Source organism: Pseudomonas neuropathica (assembly GCF_051174785.1).
Lineage (GTDB): Bacteria > Pseudomonadota > Gammaproteobacteria > Pseudomonadales > Pseudomonadaceae > Aquipseudomonas > Aquipseudomonas neuropathica_A.
In genome coordinates, this window is the sequence record NZ_CP195111.1 from 5126594 (window position 1) to 5146342 (window position 19749).

Below are 19749 nucleotides of genomic sequence, written 5' to 3' on the forward strand. Positions count from 1 at the left end.
CGCCTTGCTGCAACCCTGTCCAAGTGCTAAACCTTGTACAGGTTCGTCAATGACAAGGAAGCCAGTCAATGTCAGTCGTTACAGAAGTCTCTCCAGATGGTCAAAAACTGACGATTTCGGTCAAGGGGCGATTTGATTTCGGGCGCCATCAGGAATTTCGTGAGTCCTATGAGCGACTCAAAGAGAAACCCGAATCCATTGTGGTCGACCTGAAAGAAGCTACCTACCTCGATAGTTCGGCGCTGGGCATGCTGCTCTTGCTGCGTGATCACGCGGGCGGTGACGACGCGGATGTGCAGGTGATTAACAGCAACTCCGATGTGCGCAAGATCCTCGCCATCTCCAATTTCGACAAACTCTTCGACATCACTTGACGGCCATGCAGGTGCAAGAGCCGCTGACGATCCTGATCGCCGAAGACAGCGCCGCCGATCGCTTATTGCTGTCGACCATCGTCCGTCGTCAGGGTCACGAAGTCCTGACGGCAGCCAACGGTGCCGAAGCACTCGATCTGTTTCGCCGCCAGCAACCCGATCTGGTGCTGATGGACGCGATGATGCCGGTGATGGACGGCTTCGAAGCCGCGCGGCAGATCAAGGCGCTGGCGGGTGAGACGCTGGTGCCGATCATCTTCCTCACCTCGCTGACCGAAAGCGAAGCGCTGGCCCGTTGTCTGGAGGCCGGTGGTGACGACTTTCTGGCGAAGCCCTACAACCAGGTGATCCTTGCCGCCAAAATCAAGGCGATGGATCGCTTGCGCCGTTTGCAGGCAACCGTGCTGCAACAGCGCGACCTGATCGCCAAGCACCACGATTATCTGCTCAACGAACAGCGCGTGGCCAAGGCGGTGTTCGACAAGGTTGCGCACTCCGGTTGCCTGAGCGCGGCGAATATCCGTTATCTGCAATCGCCCTATGCTTTGTTCAATGGTGATCTGCTGCTGGCGGCGTACACGCCGGCGGGCGACATGCATGTGCTGCTCGGCGATTTCACCGGTCATGGTTTGCCGGCAGCAGTGGGCGCCATGCCGCTCGCCGAAGTCTTCTATGGCATGACTGCCAAGGGCTACGGCCTTGCGGAAACCCTGCGCGAGATGAATGCCAAGCTCAAACGGATCTTGCCGGTGGACATGTTCTGCTGCGCCACGCTGCTTTGTCTGAGCTTTCAGCGGCGTTCGGTCGAAGTGTGGAATGGCGGCATGCCTGACGGTTATCTGCATCGGATTGCCACTGGCGAGCGTGTGCCGCTGGCCGCGCGGCACTTGCCGCTAGGGGTGCTGAGCGCGCAAGCGTTCGATGACTGTACGGAAGTGCATCCGATGGCCGTTGGTGATCGGGTGTTTCTGTTGTCGGACGGGGTGATCGACACCAGTGATGCCAACGATCAGTTGTTCGGTGTCGAGCGTTTGCAGCAGGTGTTCGCCGCCAATCGCGAGCCGGATCGCTTGTTCGAGGATATCGAGCAGGCGCTGCAGGATTTTCGCGGTGAGGCGCGCGACGATGTCAGTATGGTCGAGGTCAGCCTGCTGGAAACTGCGCAGGTCAACCTGTCGGCGCCGGTGTACTCCGACAGCGGCCAATCGTGCCCGCTCGACTGGTCGGTAAGTTTCGAGTTTCGTGGCGCCACGCTCAAGCGCTTCAATCCGTTGCCGTACCTGTTGCAGTTGCTGCTTGAGGTGCATGGGTTGCGGGCGCAGAGTGGTGCTTTGTACAGCGTGCTGGCCGAGTTGTATTCCAATGCGCTGGAGCATGGCGTGCTCGGTCTGGATTCCAGCCTCAAGCGCGATGCGGCGGGTTTCGCTCGCTACTATCAGCAGCGCAACGATCGTCTCGAGGCGTTGCAGGACGGTTTCGTGCGCGTGCATTTGCAGGTGCAGCCACACGGCGAGGGCGGCCGACTGATCATTCGCGTTGAAGATAGCGGCAAGGGGTTTGATGTCGCGCGGGTCATGGAGCGGCCGCTGGACGGTGTCCGTTTGTCGGGACGCGGCGTCAGTCTGGTCCGGCAATTGGGGCGCAACGCCAGTTGGTCGGACGAAGGTCGTAGTGCCCGCGTGGAGTTTTCCTGGGAGGTTGAGGCATAATCCGCGCAATTCTTGATCAAGGAGTGAACAAGTGGCTGACACACATATTGATCGCGAGGCGCTGAGCGTACTGCGCGAAGTCATGGAGGAGGGTTATCCAGACCTTCTGGATACCTTTCTGGCGGATTCCGAAAGTCGCTTGGGCCAGTTGCAAAAGACCTCTGATGCCAAGGTGTTGTCGGAAGTTGCCCATAGTTTCAAGGGCAGCGCCAGCAACATGGGCGCTGTCCGCTTGGCGGCGCTCTGCCAGGAACTCGAATCGGACGCAAAAGACAAGAGCCCGGCGGAAATAGTCAAACTGGTCGCTGAGATCAGTGGCGAATTTGCTGAAGTTCGCCCGGTTTACGAAAGCGAAAAACATCCCGCTCACACGCACTGATCCCGCCGTCCGGCGCTTTTCTGAGGCGCCGGACAAAACTGGCCCGGCACTTGCAGCTATCTCCGCAACTGTACCTACGATCCCAGTGCAGCGGAGACCGTTTCATGCCTGCGACCCCCAACATCCTTCTTCAAAATGCCGCTCAGGCCAAGGCGCAAGCCGCCTCGGCCAAAACGTCGGCTATGGCCGTAGACACTGGGGATAAAGCCTCAAGCTTCGCCAAAGTGTTCGCCGATCAGGGATCGAGCAAGCCTGTCGCCACCGCTGACAATTCGCCCAAGCCGTCACGTGACAAGGTCGCTGACAACAGTGGCAAAAAGGATATTGGCAAAGATCCGTCTGCCGCTGCACAACCGGCGGTTGCCGAAAGCGGCAACGACTTGCCTGCCGATAAAACCGCAGCGACCGATGACACCACCGCCAGCAGTGACGACAGCTCGGATACTTCTCAGCCCCCAGTGGTTGATGCCGCGTCGGTTGACCCGACGCTTGATCCGGCATTGGTTGCCGCTGTACAGCCTGTGGTCACGGCACCCGTGGTGCAGGCCCCGGCTGTTGTCGCCACTGCCCAGCCAGAAACCGAAACCCCTGCGCTGGCCGCATTGCCGGGTATGGTCAAAGATCCGGCACCGACCACTGACAGCGATTTCGACCCTTCGGCCGATCCGCTCGACTCGCTGCCGGCCGTGCGCATGGCGATGGAGCAGGGCGGGCACATTTCCGCTGCCAGCCAGGCGCAACCGAAAGCGTCGCCCGCTCAGGCTCAGGCCGACGGCGAATTGACTGCGGCGCAGAGCTTCGCCGCCGGCATGGCGAGCATGCTTGACGTGCAAGCCGACAAGGACAGCACCAGCCAGGGCGGCGAAAAAGCCTTCAGCGGTTTGATCGACGACGGCCTCAAAGATCTCAAGACTGCGACCAGCGACACGCGCGTGGATGACTTCGCCAACCGCTTGGCGGCACTGACACAAGCTGCCACGCCGAAGACCGCGAATGCCGTGCCGGTGAACCAGCCAATCGCCATGCATCAGAGCGGCTGGACCGAAGAAGTGGTCAACCGCGTCATGTATTTGTCGAGCGCCAATCTGAAGGCAGCGGACATTCAGTTGCAGCCGGCTGAACTCGGGCGGTTGGATATTCGCGTCAACATGGTCCCGGACCAGCAGACGCAAGTGACCTTCATGAGCGCGCATCCAAGCGTGCGTGAAGCGCTCGACGGGCAGATGCATCGTCTGCGCGAAATGTTCAACCAGCAGGGCATGGGCCAGGTTGACGTCAATGTCTCCGACCAGAACCGTGGCTGGCAGGGCCAGCAAGGTCAGGAGCAGGCGCAGCAGGGCCAGAGCGGTCGCACCAGTGCTGCCGGCGGTCGCCTCGACTCGGCGGATGAAGAATTGGCGCCGGCCGCCATTGCTGAAGCCGCTGCGCAAACTACCAGCGTGATTGGCACCAGCGCGGTCGACTATTACGCCTGATCAAGATCAAGAGCCCCTCACCCTAACCCTCTCCCGGAGGGAGAGGGGACTGATCCGGGGATGCTCGCGATGTGCGCCGACCTGATACTTCTGCCGTGAATCCATAATCGACCCGGTCTTTCAGGTCGATGTCTCACGGCTTCTGCTGTGAATCCATAATCGACTCGGTATTTCAGGTCGATGTTTGACGTCTGACACCTCGGTCGGCCCCCTCTCCCTCCGGGAGAGGGCTGGGGTGAGGGTGCCTTTGACTTTAGCGTTGTCTCCACGACCACCGACACTTCTGGCATAACACTTGCTCTTGCCTTGCCGTGCGACTGTGAAAACCCGATTAGTGACGGATTATTGGCATGGCGAAGAGCGAAACAGCAGCAGTGAAAGACCCCGCAACCAAAGGCAAACTCAAGCTGATCATTGTGATCGTGCTGGCGTTGCTGTTGGCCATTGGTGCATCCGTGGGGGCGACCTGGTTCTTCATGCACAGTGCCCAGAGCAAGCCTGCCGAGGCCGCCGATGCGGCGCCTGTCGGCAAGCAGCCAGCGATCTTCGAGCCGATGGCCCCTGCGTTCGTGGCCAACTACAACCAGAACGGCCGTCAGCGCTACATGCAGGTGAGCATCACCATGCTGGCGCGTAATCAGGCCGATCTAGAAGCGCTCAAAGTGCACATGCCGGTGATCCGCAACAACCTGGTGATGCTCTTCTCCGGTCAGGACTTCGCCACACTGGCGACCCCGGTCGGCCAGGAGATGTTGCGCCAGAAGGCCACCGCCAGCGTCCAGGAAGTGGCGCAGAAAGAGCTGGGCAAAGTGGTGATCGAACAGTTGCTTTTCACTAATTTCGTACTGCAGTAGGAACACGACATGGCCGTGCAGGATCTGCTGTCCCAGGATGAAATCGATGCGCTGTTGCATGGCGTCGACGATGGTCTGGTACAGACCGATAACGCTGCCGAACCCGGCAGTGTCAAAAGCTACGACCTGACCAGTCAGGATCGCATCGTCCGTGGACGCATGCCGACTCTGGAAATGATCAACGAGCGTTTTGCCCGCTACACCCGCATCAGCATGTTCAACATGCTGCGCCGCTCGGCGGACGTTGCCGTCGGTGGCGTGCAGGTGATGAAGTTCGGCGAATACGTACACTCGCTGTACGTGCCGACCAGTCTTAACCTGGTCAAGATCAAGCCGTTGCGCGGCACCGCGCTGTTCATCCTCGACGCCAAACTGGTGTTCAAACTGGTGGACAACTTCTTCGGCGGCGACGGCCGTCACGCCAAGATCGAAGGGCGTGAATTCACCCCGACCGAACTGCGCGTGGTGCGCATGGTGCTGGAGCAGGCTTTCGTCGATTTGAAAGAAGCCTGGCAGGCGATCATGGAAGTCAACTTCGAGTACATCAACTCGGAAGTAAACCCGGCCATGGCCAACATCGTCGGCCCGAGCGAAGCGATTGTGGTCTCCACCTTCCACATCGAACTCGATGGCGGTGGCGGTGACCTGCACGTGACCATGCCGTACTCGATGATCGAGCCGGTGCGCGAAATGCTCGACGCCGGTTTCCAGTCGGACCTCGACGATCAGGACGAGCGCTGGGTCAACGCGCTACGCCAGGACGTGCTCGATGTCGACGTGCCGATCGGTGCCACCGTGGCTCGCCGCCAGTTGAAGCTGCGCGACATCCTGCACATGCAGCCGGGGGATGTGATCCCGGTCGAGATGCCGGAAGAAATGATCATGCGCGCCAACGGCGTGCCGGCCTTCAAGGTCAAGATGGGCTCGCACAAAGGCAACCTCGCGTTGCAAGTGATCGAGCCGATCGAGCGTCGCTGAAGCGGCGCTCCAACCCCCAAGCATTTAACTGAATTTTTGCCCGCCGAGGACAAATGATGAACGACGATATGAACGCCCAGGACGACCAGGCACTGGCTGACGAATGGGCTGCTGCCCTGGAAGAAACCGGTGACGGTCAAGCTGACATCGACGCGCTGTTGGCCGCCGACGCAGCCAGCGGCTCGCGTCTGCCGATGGAAGAGTTCGGCAGCGTGCCGAAGAACAACGACCCGGTTACCCTCGACGGCCCGAACCTGGACGTGATCCTCGACATCCCGGTGTCGATCTCGATGGAAGTGGGCAGCACCGACATCAACATCCGCAACCTGCTGCAACTCAATCAGGGTTCGGTGATCGAGCTTGATCGTCTGGCCGGTGAGCCGCTGGACGTACTGGTCAACGGCACCCTGATCGCGCACGGTGAAGTGGTGGTGGTCAACGAGAAGTTCGGCATCCGCCTGACCGACGTGATCAGCCCAAGCGAACGCATCAAGAAGCTGCGCTGAGTGAAACGGTTTCTCTGGGCTTTGCTGGCATTGCCATTGAGCGTGCTGGCCGCCGAGCCGTCGACAGCCACCACCGTGCCTGCCGCCACCGCGCCGATGGTCAACAGCGGCGTGGCCGGGCAACTGACACAACTGGTGTTCGGCCTGTTGCTGGTGCTGGGTTTGATCTTCTTCCTCGCCTGGCTGTTGCGCCGGGTGCAGCAGGCAGGTCCGGCCGGCAAGGGCCAGGTGATCGAGCTGATCGGTTCGCGCGCGCTCGGGCCGCGTGACCGGTTGATGCTGGTGCAAGTCGGCAACGAGCAGATTCTGCTCGGTCTCAGTCCCGGCACCATCACCGCGCTGCATGTGCTCAAGGAGCCGGTGCCGGTGCCGAGCACCAGTGAAAAAGCCACTCCGGATTTTGCCCAGCAGTTGCTGAAGATACTCGGCAAGGATCAGAAGGATACGAAGTAATGGGTGCGTTACGCATCGTCTTGACGCTGGCCCTGATGCTGGCCGCGCCGCTGGCGTTCGCCGCCGATCCGTTGTCGATCCCGGCGATCACGCTGGGCACCAACGCCGATGGCGCGCAGGAATATTCGGTCAGTCTGCAGATCCTGTTGATAATGACCGCCCTGAGCTTCATCCCGGCGGCCGTGATTCTGATGACCAGTTTCACCCGGATCATCATCGTCTTCTCGATCCTGCGTCAGGCCCTCGGCCTGCAACAGACGCCGTCGAACCAGATCCTCACCGGCATGGCGCTGTTCCTGACCATGTTCATCATGGCCCCGGTGTTCGACCGGGTGAACAAGGACGCGCTGCAACCGTATCTGGCGGAAACCCTTACCGCCCAGCAAGCGGTCGAAAAGGCTCAGGTGCCGATCAAGGACTTCATGCTCGCCCAGACCCGCACCAGCGATCTCGAGCTGTTCATGCGCCTGTCCAAGCGCACCGACATTGCCACGCCGGATCAGGCACCGCTGACCATTCTGGTGCCGGCGTTCGTCACCTCCGAGCTTAAAACCGCGTTTCAGATCGGCTTCATGATCTTCATTCCGTTCCTGATCATCGACCTCGTCGTGGCCAGTGTGCTGATGGCGATGGGTATGATGATGCTCTCGCCGCTGATCATCTCGCTGCCGTTCAAGATCATGCTGTTCGTGCTGGTCGATGGCTGGGCGCTGATCATTGGCACTCTGGCCAGCAGTTTTGGAGGTGTCTCGCCATGACGCCGGAAGTTGCGGTCGATATCTTTCGTGAAGCCCTTTGGCTGACCACATTGATGGTCGCGATTCTGGTAGTGCCGAGCCTGTTGGTCGGCTTGCTGGTGGCGATGTTCCAGGCTGCAACCCAGATCAACGAACAGACCCTGAGCTTCCTGCCGCGTCTGCTGGTGATGCTGGTGACGTTGATCATCGGTGGTCCGTGGATCGTGCAGACCTTCATGGAATACATCATTCAGTTGTACAAAAACATCCCGATGGTCATCGGCTAAGCCATGCAATCGCTGCTTCAGCTGACCGACACCCAGATCAGTACCTGGGTGGCCTCGTTCATGTTGCCGCTGTTTCGCGTGGCGTCGATGCTGATGGTCATGCCGGTGTTCGGCACCACGCTGGTGTCGCGGCGGATTCGCCTGTATTTCGCCGTGGCGATCACCGTGTGTATTGCCCCGAGCCTGCCGCCGATGCCGGCGGTCAGTCCGCTGGATCTGAGTGGCTTGATGTTGATTGCCGAACAGATCCTCGTTGGTGCGGTGCTCGGGTTTTCCCTGCAACTGTTTTTCCAGGCGTTTGCCGTGGCCGGGCAGATTGTCGCGATCCAGATGGGCATGGGTTTCGCCTCGATGGTCGATCCGGCTAACGGTGTATCGGTGGCAGTGATCGGGCAGTTCTTCACCATGCTGGTGACTTTGCTGTTCCTGTCGATGAACGGCCACCTGGTGGTGTTCGAAGTCCTCACTGAAAGCTTCACTACGCTGCCGGTCGGCGGCGGCTTGATGACCGCACAATACTGGGAACTGGCCGGCAAACTCGGCTGGGTGCTGGGGGCGGCGCTGTTGCTGGTATTGCCAGCGGTCACGGCGTTGCTGGTGGTCAACATTGCGTTCGGCGTGATGACCCGCGCCGCGCCGCAACTGAACATTTTCTCCATCGGTTTTCCGCTGACCCTGGTGCTCGGTCTGTTCATTGTCTGGGTCGGGCTGGCGGACATTCTCAATCAGTACCAGCCGCTGGCCACTGAAGCCTTGCAGCTGTTACGCGAACTGGCACGGGCGCGCTGAGTCATGGCAGAGAGCGAAAGCGGTCAGGACAAAACAGAAGACCCCACGGAGAAACGTAAAAAGGACTCCCGTGAGAAGGGCGAGATTGCCCGTTCCAAAGAACTCAATACCCTGGCCGTGACCATGGCCGGTGCCGGTGCGCTGCTGGTGTTCGGCGGCATGCTCGCCGAAGACCTGATGGAACTGATGCGCCTGAACTTCACGCTGTCGCGCGAAGTGATCATGGATCAGGGTTCCATGGGCGCGTTCCTGTTGCAGTCAGGCCAGATGGCTTTGCTGGCGATCCAGCCGATCATGATCACCTTGTTGCTGGCGGCGCTGATCGGGCCGATTTCCCTCGGCGGCTGGCTGTTCGCGGCGGGTTCCCTGGCCCCCAAGTTCAGTCGGATGAACCCCGCTGCAGGCCTTAAAAGGATGTTCTCGTTCAAGTCAGTGATCGAGTTGCTCAAGGCGCTGGCCAAGTTTCTGATCACTTTAGGTGTGGCGCTGGTGGTGTTGTCGGCGGACGTCGATGACTTTTTGCGGATCGCCCACGAGCCGCTGGAAATGGCGATCATCCACAGTGTGTTGCTGGTCGGCTGGAGTACGTTGTGGCTGGCCTGCGGCTTGATCATCATCGCGGCGGTCGACGTGCCCGTGCAGCTATGGGAAAGCCACAAGAAACTGCTGATGACCAAGCAGGAAGTGCGCGACGAGCACAAGGATCAGGAGGGTCGTCCGGAGGTCAAACAGCGCATCCGCCAGACCCAGCGCGAAATGTCCCAGCGCCGCATGATGGCGGCGATTCCCGACGCCGACGTGGTTATCACCAACCCGACCCACTACGCCGTCGCGCTCAAGTACGACTCGGAGAAGGGCGGGGCGCCGATGCTGATTGCCAAGGGCAGCGACTTCCTCGCGCTGAAAATCCGCGAAATCGCCGTGGCCAACAACGTCATGCTCCTCGAATCGCCGGGGTTGGCGCGTTCGATTTACTACTCCACCGAACTCGATCAGGAAATTCCTGGTGGGCTGTATCTGGCGGTTGCGCAGGTACTGGCCTACGTCTACCAGATCCGCCAGTTCCGTGCGGGCAAGGGCAAGCGTCCGGACCCGCTCAAGGACGATTTGCCGATTCCGCCGGATCTGCGCCGCGATTCCTGACGCTTACCGTCTGTCTGGAAAACCTCTGAACCTGTCAAGTCTGCCAGTAGACGGCTGCTCCCGCCGGCGCTCTCATTGGCATGGGAATTCTCCCGGCATTTCCCTGCATTGGTCGCTCTGATCATCTGATACGAGTACCAGGGATTGGCGCCTGCATAAGGTTTCAGAGGAAGCAATCATGGCAGACCAGCCCTACATAAAGTTGCAAGGTATGGAGGTTGAATTCGTCTCGGGAGTGTTGGAGCAGCGTACAGCCGATCGCGCAATCGGTTACACCGTGACTTTCAAGTTGATGCTGGATTTCACCCATTTCAAGCAGATGGCCAACGCCTACAGCGCCAATTATCTGGAAGTGTCGAACAACGCGATTCGGCCGGAACTGGAGGGGTTGGCGTACCACAATCACTACAGTGTGATTGGTGCTTCTGCAGGAAAAATCGTTAACAGTGCGATGCTTTTCGAACTCTTCACCAACCCGGATTTGTACCTGGATGGCTGGATCAACAATGATATGGAGAGGCGATTTGGCAAGCCGCAATTCGTCATAGAGGGAAATGCGCTTTTGATAACGGCGCGGCAGGACTTTCGTTGGGAGAATCCGGAGCGCGAAATCAAGATCGAAGATCTCCCCATCATTTGGTTTGATTGGGCTCTTACCCTTATAGAGCAGCGGACAAAAGTGTCCTGGGGGCTGCCGGAGCGTACGACGCCGGTATCGGTGGTGACGTTTATGTACACGCAGGACGAGGTCGTCGTTATCGAAGGTACGGAGCTGCTCAAGGGCGCGCGCTATATCAACGGCAAAAAGCTCGGTTTCGGCCCGATTACACCTGAACAGGTTTTAACGGCGTAGTGATCTGCAACCGCCGCCCCGACTGAAACGGGGCGGCGGTTTTTTTCTGCCTCAAGGTTTTGTGTTGCGCCTTAGCCAGAATTCGCGATCCCACCTTGGAAGCCGTTCAACGGTGGGAGCGAGCCTGCTCGCGAAGGCGTCAGAATTGACGCTGGATCAATCAACTGGTGTCCCCAATGCCTGCGTCAACCCGGCACCTCCAGATTATCCATCACCCGATTAACCGCCAGCTCGCCGAGCATGATCAGCTGCGCGATCCCCAATAGCGTCCTGCGCTGCGACGCGGGGATGAGATGGGCGAAGTCATGGGCGACGGTTCTGGCGGAAGCGAGGGTTTCGCTGGCGTCGGCCAGCAGTTCCTCGTTTTTGAAGTCGGCGTTGACGGCGTACATCCGGCGGGTTTTGCGTGGCGGTGGGGTGGATCCGGGTGGGCAGAGGTAGTGATCGAGTGCGCGGTCGGCGGCTTCGTGGAGTTTTTTCGAATCGAGGGATTCGTAGGGGGAGGTGGGGTCGGTTTCGGGTGGGTTGGGTGTTGGTTTGATCATGGTGAGACTCCGTGGTTGATTTAGCCGCCACGGCTCATCGCTAAACAAGTAAAAGGTGGCGGCTGTATTCAGGTTAGCGATCCGGGTCACAGAAACCCCGGGTAGACCCGAAGGTCTCCCACGCACAGCCACCATGACGCCAAGTGCAGATAGACAAAGCTGCAATTGAGACTGGGGATTGAGCGTCTGTAAGGTATCGGATCGCTAAACCCGATCGCTGATTCGTCAGCGACCGCACCACAATAGAACCCGACCCCAAGGCGCACAAGCCGGCGGATTCTGGCGTAGCTGTAGGCAATGGCGCAAGGATATGTAGCCTTTAAGGCGTGTCTTGAGATGTCTTTTAAACGTTGTGGTTAAAAGCAAAAAATCGGGCACCTGTCCAGGTGAAAACGCGTCCTGTCCCTGACAAAGCCTCGAGGGTGATTGGCCGATGTCACCGGGCTTATGGCGTGACTCTCAGATTTACCTTTCGTCTGAAAGCGCGTCTAACCTGTCAGGTTTTACAGGTGTGAGAGGCGTGCTTTTGCGTTGTGATTGCTGAGTGATGTCGCACATTTCGTGCGCATACTTTTGCGATAGCAAAGGATAAGAGAGATGAAAGTTAAAGATATAGACGGTGTATTCGAGCTATGACGAAGAAGAGGGACGGGGCATTATCCATTGGGTCTTTACTCCTTGTTCCAAGCCCCTCAGTGATTCCGGCACTTGCCCGGATGATGCGGAGAAGCTTCGTCCATGGATCAATGATTCGGTTGATTACTTCTTTGTGGTGCCTCCAGAACATAAGCACAAGATGAACTTCAAAAAGGGCTTAAAGGTTGTTTTTGATCTGGTGAAGGAGGGGGAGCTAGAAGTGACAAAGCTGCGTTTTTAAGTAGCTGATCATTCCCTCGCGCAGCGAAGGAAACCAGCCCCGGACACTCCGCGTCTCTATAAAGCCAAACGCGGAGCGTCCGTTGAGGCATTCCTTTGCGGCGCGTGAGAATGATCTGTACCTGAACTAATCCGACAACTCCAGATTATCCATCACCCGATTCACCGCCAGCTCGCCGAGCATGATCAACTGCGCAATCCCCAACAGCGTCCTGCGTTGCGACGCGGGTATGAGATGGGCGAAGTCATGGGCGATGGTTCTGGCTGAGGCGAGTGTTTCGCTGGCATCGGCCAGCAGTTCTTCATTTTTGAAGTCGGCGGTGACGGCGTACATCCGGCGGGTCTTACGCGGTGGTGGCGTGGAGCCGGGTGGGCAAAGGTAGTGATCAAGGGCGCGGTCGGCGGCTTCGTGGAGTTTTTTTGAGTCGAGGGATTCGTAGGGGGCGGTGGGGTCGGTTTCGGGCGGGTTGGGTGTTGGTTTGATCATGGTGAAGCTCCTGAGGTTATGGAGCCACTCTTTCCCTGTCGCTAAACAAGTGAAGGTGGCAGCTGTACGCAGGTTAGCGAACCGGTCACAGGCACCCCGGTAGACCCAAAGGTCTCCCGCATACAGCCGCCATAACGTAACTGCGGGCGAAAAGTCCCACAACGAAGCCACGAACGCTGATGCACTGAGATGGTCCGAGTCGCTAAACCCGATCGCTGATTCGTCAGCGACCGACCCACAATAGAACCCGACCCCAAAGCGCACAAGCCGGCGGATTCTGGCTTGGCTGTAGGCAATGGCGCAAGAATTTGTAGCCTGAAAGGCGTATCTGAAGGTGTCGTTTAAACGCCTGAGTTTAAAAGGCGATTTGCGCTGACTTCACTGGCTCCTTCGCGAGCAAGCTCGCTCCCAAAGTTGAATTGCATTCCACTCACACATTGGGAGTGCATTTCTTTGTGGGAGCGAGCCCGCTCGCGAAAGGGGCATTTCCGGTTAGCGGACAATTCACGCTCACACCTCTCTCTTTCAGTCCTTGGCCAAAGTTGACGGTAGATAAGTCTGTACCCTTTTCTCCCCAGCCGAGCTTCAAACTCGGTCGGGGTTTTACGTCGGCTGCATTTCTGCAATTACCCGAAAGCGAGGGCAAAAAGTCTGCCTATGGCACCTTGCCAAACTCCCAATCAGTAATATAAATTTGGCCGGTTACAGTTATCCTTACCGACGCAATCCCAGGTAATCTTCCTGAATCAATTAAATGGTACTCCGCCCACCTGTTAATAGTCTTGCTTATGGTGCCCATCGTTGCTCCGGATGAATTAAGAAAAGCAAAGGTGATAGTCGTTGGGCCTAGAATGTTCCCCCCATTGGCCTTGAGATTTACTCGTTCTGTCGTTTGGCCAATAAAGTCGAGTTGATATGTAATTGATCCTGGCGAGTACGGCACATACGGAAAGATTCTCCAATGCTCGCAGTCTATATAACAGTTCACTTGATTTTGATGCAAAAACGTAATCCTACACGTTTCAGTACTTATAGACTGGCCGATTAATAGCCTTCCCTGTGGAATATGTATGGCTTTTAGAACTGTAAAGTTCCAAGGCGCTGACTCTGGCCTCGTTCCATATAGTGCTTTTACTTTGAAACTGTGTTCTACCCTGCCGAGACCATTTACGTTAATGGTCCACTCACCAGTGGCACCATCGACGGTTGCTTCACGTTGGAACACTGCATGATCGAAAACCTCGACTTTTAGTCCTTTGGCAGCTATACCTCTGAGGGTCACCGCCAGTTCGGCTGTTGTTCCGCCCCGCGGAATGTCCCTTCCGCTGAGAGTGCCTTTGACAGAGGCTATGGTCGGGGCCGTCGCCACTGCCACGGTAAAGGTCCGTGCTGCCGACACAGGATTGCTCCCATACAAAGCTTTGGCGGTAAAACTGTGTGCTGCCACAGCCAAGGCACTGACGAGCAGCGTCCAGACACCGGTTGTGGCGTGTGCCGTTGCCGGACCTTTGGAGTCGGTGCCGGCAAAGATTTCGACTTTCTGGCCCTTGGCCGCGACGCCACTCAGGGTTACGGCCGTTTCCACTGTGACCCCGGCTTGAGGGATTTCGACACCGCTGGGTGAGCCTTTGACCGATGTCAAAGTCGGAGCAATGGCGGCTGTGACGGTCAGTGTTCTGGCGGCAGACACGGCGCCAGAGCCGTACAGTGCCTTGGCGGTAAAACTGTGTGCTGCCACAGCCAAGGCACTGACGAGCAGCGTCCAGACACCGGTTGTGGCGTGTGCCGTTGCCGGACCTTTGGAGTCGGTGCCGGCAAAGATTTCGACTTTCTGGCCCTTGGCCGCGACGCCACTCAGGGTTACGGCCGTTTCCACCGTGACCCCAGCTTGAGGGATTTCGACACCGCTGGGAGAGCCTTTGGCCGATGTCAAAGTCGGAGCGGTGGCGGTTGTAACGGTCAGGTTGCGAACGTTCGAAAACACCGGATTCACGGCATAAAGCGCTTTTGCATATAACCGGCGAGCACCCAATGCCACGGTGATCGAGTGTTCCCAGATACCCGTGGTTGCATGGGCCGTCGCAACCCCCTTGGATACTGCGCTCGCACCGTTACCATCAAAGATTTCGACCTTTTGTCCTGGGCTGGCTGTGCCTTTGAGTTTTAGCGTCGTGCTGACGGTCGTCTGGTTTTGGGGAACTTCCACTCCTTTGTCGTCCAGAACATTGTCCAGCGTCGCTACAACTGCGGCCACGACCATAACGTTCCGGGCATTCGAAACCGATCCGCCTTTGCGTCTGGCGCGCAAGTTATAGGTGGTCCCGACACTGAGTCCGATGAGTTGAAACGTCCACGTACCTTTTGCATCGACTTGAATGTTGGTGTTGGGCAGAGGTGCACCATAGTTGACCAAGTCGATCACAGTGCCTGGGCCGGCAATCCCGCTCAAGATGATCGTTGTATGGATGGTTTGACCGTTGTTGGGAATCTCTACCAGTGCTGAGTCAGTGATCAAACGGAGTTCGGGCACGATGTTTTGTACGACGGTCAGTGTTCTGGCGGCCGACGTCGCGCCCGAGCCGTACAACGCCTTGGCGGTAAAGCTGTGTGCAGCCAAAGTCAGGGCACTGACGAGCAACGTCCAGACACCGGTTGTGGGATCTGCAGTTGCCGGTCCTTTGGAGACGGTGCCGTCAGAGATTTCGACTTTCTGGCCCTTTGCCGCGACGCCGCTCAGGGTGACGGCCGTTTCCACCGTGACCCCGCCTTGAGGGATTTCGACACCGCTGGGAGAGCCTTTGACTGAGTCAATGGACGGAGCCACGTTCTCAATCACGCTCGCGTGGCGCACGTTGGAATAGGTAGGCGTGGGGTGATACCGCGATTGGGCATAAAGTCGGCGGGCCCCGAGAACCACGTCAATGGCCCGCTCCCATCGACCTGTGATTTCATCCGCTGTCGCAATTCCTTTCGGTACTGCACTTGCACCGTTGCCATCAAAAAGTTCGACATCTTTCCCTTTGCTGGCGGTGCCCTTGAGTACCAATGTGGTGCTGGTGGTGCTGGCACCCTCCGGCACTTCTGTATTGTTGGCGTCCAATACGTTGGTTAGCGTCGGGGCCGGCAATTTCTCTTTCAGACGAATGTTCATCGTCTCGTTCGGCGATTCGCCAAATTGTCCCAGCTGATCAGTTACCTCGAAGTTGACGTTTATCTCGCCGTCAGCAAAGTTCTCAAAATCAGCTGTATACAGCGTCTTGCTCACTGGTGCCAAGGGATCCGTAACGTCCACCGTGAACGTCGCATTGCCCAGCTTCAATATCACTTGATCGAAAGGTTCTTTGGTCGTGTAACGCATTTCGAACTTGACACCGTTTTGTGCCAATTCAGGGGTAATGCCATTGGCGATCACCTCGGAAGGAATAATCAGCTTGAAATTGGCATGGGGGTGCAGGTGGTACAGCACCGACAATATTTCCGATTTTTCGTTATTGCCGCCGAGCCGTTCAACAACGTAATGCAGCTTGTTGATGCCGTTTACGAACTTGGATTTCGGGGCGTACAGCGCGACTCGTTTATTTTCCTCGCCGGGCTCGACAGTGTGACTGTCCACGGGTGTCGCCCCATCATTAATAAACAATGCGACTGAATCGTACTCGGCCAGTGCTGCCACGCCTCGATTTAGTAGTTCAGTCCACGGATCAACCACACACCGCACGCTTTCCGGTGTGCCGGTGAAGAGGCGTCTCGGAACGCCGCCGTGAGCAAGTCCGGACGGCCTCACCGGTGTCAACCAGCCGGGTATGAATACCGGGAACAACTTGAATACTTCAATCAGATCGTCGGATTGGATGTCAATGGTCGAGTGAGTTTCCATGACGCGCTCCTGACCCGTGACAGGCCGGCATGTGAGTGAAGCGCTATCACATACCGTTTTGAGCATTTCGCCCACTGTCATATCTGACAGGTAAATTCGTGTTTCAGACGAGTGGTCGGGGCACAGCTGCGCGCTCAAGTTTCGTTCGACGTGCCGGCCCTTCCTTGAAAGCGCAAAGAGTCGAGTTACCACGCTCAAACGTAAAACCCGCCGCCCCGGTTGATGAGGGCGGTGGGTTTTGACTGTCGGCAGATAGGTGTTGCCTGTGAATAATCCATCGCGAACAGGCAGTGGCACCAAACAACTCAGCCGGCCCGTATCACCGCGGCAACTCCAGATTATCCATCACCCGATTTACCGCCAGCTCGCCGAGCATGATCAATTGCGCGATGCCCAATAGCGTCCTGCGCTGCGATGCGGGTATGAGGTGGGCGAAGTCATGGGCGATGGTTCGGGCTGAGGCGAGTGTTTCGCTGGCGTCGGCCAGCAGTTCCTCGTTTTTGAAGTCGGCGGTAACGGCGTACATCCGGCGGGTTTTGCGTGGCGGTGGCGTGGAGCCGGGTGGGCAGAGGTAGTGATCGAGGGCGCGGTCGGCGGCTTCGTGGAGTTTTTTTGAATCGAGGGATTCGTAGGGGGAGGTGGGGTCGGTTTCGGGTGGGTTGGGTGTTGGTTTGATCATGGTGAAGCTCCTAGAGTCATTGGAGCTGCCAACGTTCGCTGCGAGACGAATGAGGGTGGCGGCTATACGCGGGTCGCAGACCGGGACTCTAGAACCGGCAGACCCTAAGGTCTCCCACGTACAGCCGCCATAAGCAAAGCGGATGTTGTGCGTCCAGAGATCGACGGGCTGCGAGACCCGATCACTGATGTGTCAGCGACCGACCCACAATAGAATCCGACCCCAGGGTGCACAAGCCGGCGGATTCTGGCTTGGCTGTAGGCAATGGCGCAAGGATTTGTAGCCTGAAAGGCGTGTCTGAAGGTGTCTTTTAAACACCTGCGTTTAAAAGGCGATTTGCGCTGACTTCACTTGCCCCTTCGCGAGCAGGCTCGCTCCCACATTTGGAATGCAATCCCCTGTAGGAGTGAGCCTGCTCGCGATGGGGCTTTTTCAGTCGATGGATTCGAACCAGACAGACCGCTATCGCGAGCAGGCTCACTCCTACAGGGGGCGTGTTTATTCCCTCGCTATTTCATTCCCCGGCAAAAGTTGGAAAGCTTCTTGCAGTACCCGCCGTGAGCCCGCTCTGGGCGTCAAAAGTTTGCTTTAAAGGAACGGGGAAAACCGGTGGATCGCTCTCAGTTATTCAACACTGCTCGCACAAACGTTGCCGACCTCAGTCGAGGCAATCTGGGCGTGCCGTTGCTGTTGCTGGTGATGCTGGCGATGATGATGTTGCCGGTGCCGCCGTTCCTGCTCGACGTGTTTTTCACCTTCAACATTGCCCTGTCGATCGTCGTCCTGCTGGTCTGCGTGTATGCGCTGCGGCCGCTGGATTTTGCGGTGTTCCCGACGATTCTGCTGGTCGCGACGTTGCTGCGGCTGGCGTTGAACGTGGCCTCGACGCGGGTGGTCATGCTCCACGGTCAGGACGGCCACGCCGCTGCCGGTAAGGTGATTCAGGCCTTCGGTGAGGTGGTGATCGGCGGTAACTACGTGGTTGGTATCGTGGTCTTCGCGATCCTGATGATCATCAACTTCGTCGTGGTCACCAAAGGTGCCGGGCGGATTTCCGAGGTGAGCGCGCGTTTCACCCTCGATGCGATGCCCGGCAAACAAATGGCGATCGACGCCGACCTCAACGCCGGTCTGATTGACCAGAACCAGGCCAAGGCGCGCCGTCAGGAAGTCGCCCAAGAGGCCGAGTTCTACGGTTCGATGGACGGTGCCAGCAAGTTCGTTCGCGGTGACGCCATCGCCGGCCTGCTGATTCTGTTCATCAACCTCATCGGTGGCATGGCCGTCGGTATCTTCCAGCATGGCATGACGTTCGGTGATGCCGGTCGGGTTTACGCCTTGCTGACCATTGGTGACGGTTTGGTGGCGCAATTGCCATCACTGTTGCTATCGACAGCGGCGGCGATCATGGTGACCCGTGCTTCCGGTTCGGAGGACATGGGCAAACAGATCAATCGCCAGATGTTCGCCTCGCCCAAAGCGCTGGCGGTGGCTGCAGGTTTGATGGCAGTCATGGGCCTGGTGCCGGGCATGCCGCACTTCTCGTTCCTGAGCATGGCTGCGCTGGCCGCTGGCGGCGCGTACCTGTTCTGGAAGAAGCAGAACGTTGCCAAAGTCGTGGCGCTGGAAGAGGTCAAGCGTCAGCAGGAGCTGCTGCCGTCGCCGGCCCGCGCCATGGAAACCAAGGAACTGGGCTGGGATGACGTGACGCCGATCGACATGATCGGTCTGGAAGTCGGTTATCGCCTGATCCCGCTGGTGGATCGCAATCAGGGCGGGCAATTGCTGGCGCGGATCAAGGGTGTGCGCAAGAAGCTCTCGCAGGATCTGGGCTTCCTGATGCCGACCGTGCATATCCGCGACAATCTCGATCTGGCGCCAAGCGCCTATCGCCTGACCCTGATGGGGGTAATCCTCGCCGAAGCCGAGATCTACCCGGATCGCGAACTGGCGATCAACCCGGGCCAGGTCTACGGCACGCTGAACGGGATCAACGCCAAAGATCCGGCTTTCGGCCTGGAAGCGGTGTGGATCGAAATCAGCCAGCGTGCCCAGGCACAATCGCTCGGTTACACCGTGGTCGATGCCAGCACCGTGGTGGCGACCCACTTGAATCAGATTCTGTACAAGCACTCCAGTGAGCTGATCGGCCACGAAGAAGTGCAGCAACTCATGCAATTGCTGGCCAAAAGCTCGCCGAAACTGGCGGAAGAGCTGGTGCCGGGCGTGGTCACGTTGTCGCAGTTGCTCAAAGTGCTGCAAGCGTTGCTCGCCGAACATGTGCCGGTACGCGATATCCGCAGCATTGCCGAAGCCATCGCCAACAACGCCGCGAAGAGTCAAGATACCGCCGCGTTGGTCGCCGCTGTGCGGGTCGGCGTATCCCGCGCCATCGTCCAAAGCATTGTAGGCACTGAGTCGGAGCTGCCTGTGATCACCTTGGAACCAAGGTTGGAACAAATATTGCTCAATAGTCTGCAGAAGGCAGGACAAGGCTCGGAAGAGGGTGTTCTGCTGGAGCCAAGCATGGCCGAGAAGCTGCAGCGTTCGCTCATCGAAGCGGCGCAGCGTCAGGAAATGCAAGGTCAGCCGGTGATCCTTTTGGTCGCTGGCCCGATCCGCGCGATGCTCTCGCGCTTTGGCCGCCTCGCAGTCCCTGGATTGCATGTGTTGGCCTACCAGGAAATACCGGACAACAAGCAAGTGACCATCGTTGCGACAGTAGGGCCCAACGGCTGAGGTAGTGGT

At 58.1% G+C, this 19749-nt stretch carries 19 protein-coding genes; 15 read left to right on the top strand and 4 right to left on the bottom strand.

The window, feature by feature from the left end:
- Positions 1–68 precede the first annotated feature (68 nt).
- The 13 genes from ACRRSD_RS23180 to ACRRSD_RS23240 all read left to right on the top strand — a co-directional run bounded on the left by ACRRSD_RS23180 (position 69) and on the right by ACRRSD_RS23240 (position 10537).
- Positions 69–374, top strand: coding sequence for an STAS domain-containing protein (locus ACRRSD_RS23180; protein WP_435035550.1), 306 nt, complete (start codon positions 69–71; stop codon positions 372–374).
- Positions 375–379: 5 nt separating this feature from the next.
- Entirely contained in the window at positions 380–2083 is a 1704-nt protein-coding gene (locus ACRRSD_RS23185) for an ATP-binding SpoIIE family protein phosphatase (protein ID WP_435035552.1), read from the top strand.
- 31 nt (positions 2084–2114) lie between these two features.
- On the top strand, positions 2115–2462 hold the full coding sequence (locus tag ACRRSD_RS23190; RefSeq protein ID WP_435035554.1) for an Hpt domain-containing protein: 348 nt from the start codon (positions 2115–2117) through the stop codon (positions 2460–2462).
- 104 nt (positions 2463–2566) lie between these two features.
- Positions 2567–3937 (top strand): flagellar hook-length control protein FliK, encoded by a 1371-nt coding sequence (locus ACRRSD_RS23195; RefSeq protein ID WP_435035555.1) that lies wholly within the window; start codon positions 2567–2569, stop codon positions 3935–3937.
- Positions 3938–4287: 350 nt separating this feature from the next.
- Positions 4288–4791, top strand: coding sequence for a flagellar basal body-associated protein FliL (gene fliL / locus ACRRSD_RS23200; protein WP_007920033.1), 504 nt, complete (start codon positions 4288–4290; stop codon positions 4789–4791).
- A 9-nt stretch (positions 4792–4800) separates the two neighbouring features.
- Positions 4801–5769, top strand: coding sequence for a flagellar motor switch protein FliM (fliM, locus tag ACRRSD_RS23205; protein ID WP_038363850.1), 969 nt, complete (start codon positions 4801–4803; stop codon positions 5767–5769).
- Positions 5770–5825: 56 nt separating this feature from the next.
- On the top strand, positions 5826–6275 hold the full coding sequence (gene fliN, locus ACRRSD_RS23210) for a flagellar motor switch protein FliN (protein ID WP_007920031.1): 450 nt from the start codon (positions 5826–5828) through the stop codon (positions 6273–6275).
- Complete coding sequence (fliO, locus tag ACRRSD_RS23215) at positions 6276–6728, top strand: flagellar biosynthetic protein FliO (RefSeq protein WP_038363852.1); 453 nt, start codon at positions 6276–6278, stop codon at positions 6726–6728.
- Complete coding sequence (gene fliP, locus ACRRSD_RS23220) at positions 6728–7486, top strand: flagellar type III secretion system pore protein FliP (protein WP_016984314.1); 759 nt, start codon at positions 6728–6730, stop codon at positions 7484–7486. The genes fliO and fliP overlap by 1 nt, the downstream gene beginning before the upstream one ends.
- Positions 7483–7752, top strand: a complete 270-nt coding sequence (gene fliQ, locus ACRRSD_RS23225; RefSeq protein WP_038363854.1) for a flagellar biosynthesis protein FliQ — start codon at positions 7483–7485, stop codon at positions 7750–7752. Before fliP ends, fliQ begins: the two co-directional genes overlap by 4 nt.
- Before the next feature lie 3 nt (positions 7753–7755).
- Positions 7756–8541 carry a flagellar biosynthetic protein FliR gene (fliR, locus tag ACRRSD_RS23230; protein WP_435035558.1) on the top strand — a complete coding sequence of 262 codons (786 nt, stop codon included), beginning with the start codon at positions 7756–7758 and terminating at the stop codon, positions 8539–8541.
- 3 nt (positions 8542–8544) lie between these two features.
- Positions 8545–9684: a flagellar biosynthesis protein FlhB gene (gene flhB / locus ACRRSD_RS23235; RefSeq protein ID WP_435035560.1), complete on the top strand. Its 1140-nt coding sequence runs from the start codon at positions 8545–8547 to the stop codon at positions 9682–9684.
- A 178-nt stretch (positions 9685–9862) separates the two neighbouring features.
- Entirely contained in the window at positions 9863–10537 is a 675-nt protein-coding gene (locus ACRRSD_RS23240; protein ID WP_435035561.1) for a hypothetical protein, read from the top strand.
- A 185-nt stretch (positions 10538–10722) separates the two neighbouring features.
- Here the strand turns inward: ACRRSD_RS23240 and ACRRSD_RS23245 are convergent, their stop codons facing one another.
- Positions 10723–11082 (bottom strand): DUF6124 family protein, encoded by a 360-nt coding sequence (locus tag ACRRSD_RS23245; protein ID WP_435035562.1) that lies wholly within the window; start codon positions 11080–11082, stop codon positions 10723–10725.
- Positions 11083–11701: 619 nt separating this feature from the next.
- Here ACRRSD_RS23245 and ACRRSD_RS23250 point away from each other — a divergent pair.
- Positions 11702–11959 (top strand): hypothetical protein, encoded by a 258-nt coding sequence (locus ACRRSD_RS23250; protein ID WP_435035564.1) that lies wholly within the window; start codon positions 11702–11704, stop codon positions 11957–11959.
- 126 nt (positions 11960–12085) lie between these two features.
- On the opposite strand, the gene ACRRSD_RS23255 is transcribed toward ACRRSD_RS23250, so the two are convergent.
- The 3 genes from ACRRSD_RS23255 to ACRRSD_RS23265 form a co-directional block, all read right to left on the bottom strand.
- Entirely contained in the window at positions 12086–12445 is a 360-nt protein-coding gene (locus tag ACRRSD_RS23255; RefSeq protein ID WP_435035565.1) for a DUF6124 family protein, read from the bottom strand.
- Positions 12446–13100: 655 nt separating this feature from the next.
- Positions 13101–16322, bottom strand: a complete 3222-nt coding sequence (locus ACRRSD_RS23260; protein WP_435035566.1) for a hypothetical protein — start codon at positions 16320–16322, stop codon at positions 13101–13103.
- Between the two features lie 319 nt (positions 16323–16641).
- Positions 16642–17001, bottom strand: a complete 360-nt coding sequence (locus ACRRSD_RS23265; protein ID WP_435035568.1) for a DUF6124 family protein — start codon at positions 16999–17001, stop codon at positions 16642–16644.
- A gap of 609 nt (positions 17002–17610) precedes the next feature.
- Here ACRRSD_RS23265 and flhA point away from each other — a divergent pair.
- Complete coding sequence (flhA, locus tag ACRRSD_RS23270; protein WP_435035569.1) at positions 17611–19740, top strand: flagellar biosynthesis protein FlhA; 2130 nt, start codon at positions 17611–17613, stop codon at positions 19738–19740.
- The last annotated feature ends 9 nt before the right edge of the window (positions 19741–19749 follow it).

Coding starts and splice junctions, on each gene's coding strand:
- ACRRSD_RS23180 (WP_435035550.1), top strand. CDS start 69: ATGTCAGTCGTTACAGAAGTCTCTCCAGATGGTCAAAAACTGACGATT.
- ACRRSD_RS23185 (WP_435035552.1), top strand. CDS start 380: ATGCAGGTGCAAGAGCCGCTGACGATCCTGATCGCCGAAGACAGCGCC.
- ACRRSD_RS23195 (WP_435035555.1), top strand. CDS start 2,567: ATGCCTGCGACCCCCAACATCCTTCTTCAAAATGCCGCTCAGGCCAAG.
- fliL (WP_007920033.1), top strand. CDS start 4,288: ATGGCGAAGAGCGAAACAGCAGCAGTGAAAGACCCCGCAACCAAAGGC.
- fliM (WP_038363850.1), top strand. CDS start 4,801: ATGGCCGTGCAGGATCTGCTGTCCCAGGATGAAATCGATGCGCTGTTG.
- fliN (WP_007920031.1), top strand. CDS start 5,826: ATGAACGACGATATGAACGCCCAGGACGACCAGGCACTGGCTGACGAA.
- fliP (WP_016984314.1), top strand. CDS start 6,728: ATGGGTGCGTTACGCATCGTCTTGACGCTGGCCCTGATGCTGGCCGCG.
- fliQ (WP_038363854.1), top strand. CDS start 7,483: ATGACGCCGGAAGTTGCGGTCGATATCTTTCGTGAAGCCCTTTGGCTG.
- fliR (WP_435035558.1), top strand. CDS start 7,756: ATGCAATCGCTGCTTCAGCTGACCGACACCCAGATCAGTACCTGGGTG.
- flhB (WP_435035560.1), top strand. CDS start 8,545: ATGGCAGAGAGCGAAAGCGGTCAGGACAAAACAGAAGACCCCACGGAG.
- ACRRSD_RS23240 (WP_435035561.1), top strand. CDS start 9,863: ATGGCAGACCAGCCCTACATAAAGTTGCAAGGTATGGAGGTTGAATTC.
- ACRRSD_RS23245 (WP_435035562.1), bottom strand. CDS start 11,082: ATGATCAAACCAACACCCAACCCACCCGAAACCGACCCCACCTCCCCC.
- ACRRSD_RS23255 (WP_435035565.1), bottom strand. CDS start 12,445: ATGATCAAACCAACACCCAACCCGCCCGAAACCGACCCCACCGCCCCC.
- ACRRSD_RS23260 (WP_435035566.1), bottom strand. CDS start 16,322: ATGGAAACTCACTCGACCATTGACATCCAATCCGACGATCTGATTGAA.
- ACRRSD_RS23265 (WP_435035568.1), bottom strand. CDS start 17,001: ATGATCAAACCAACACCCAACCCACCCGAAACCGACCCCACCTCCCCC.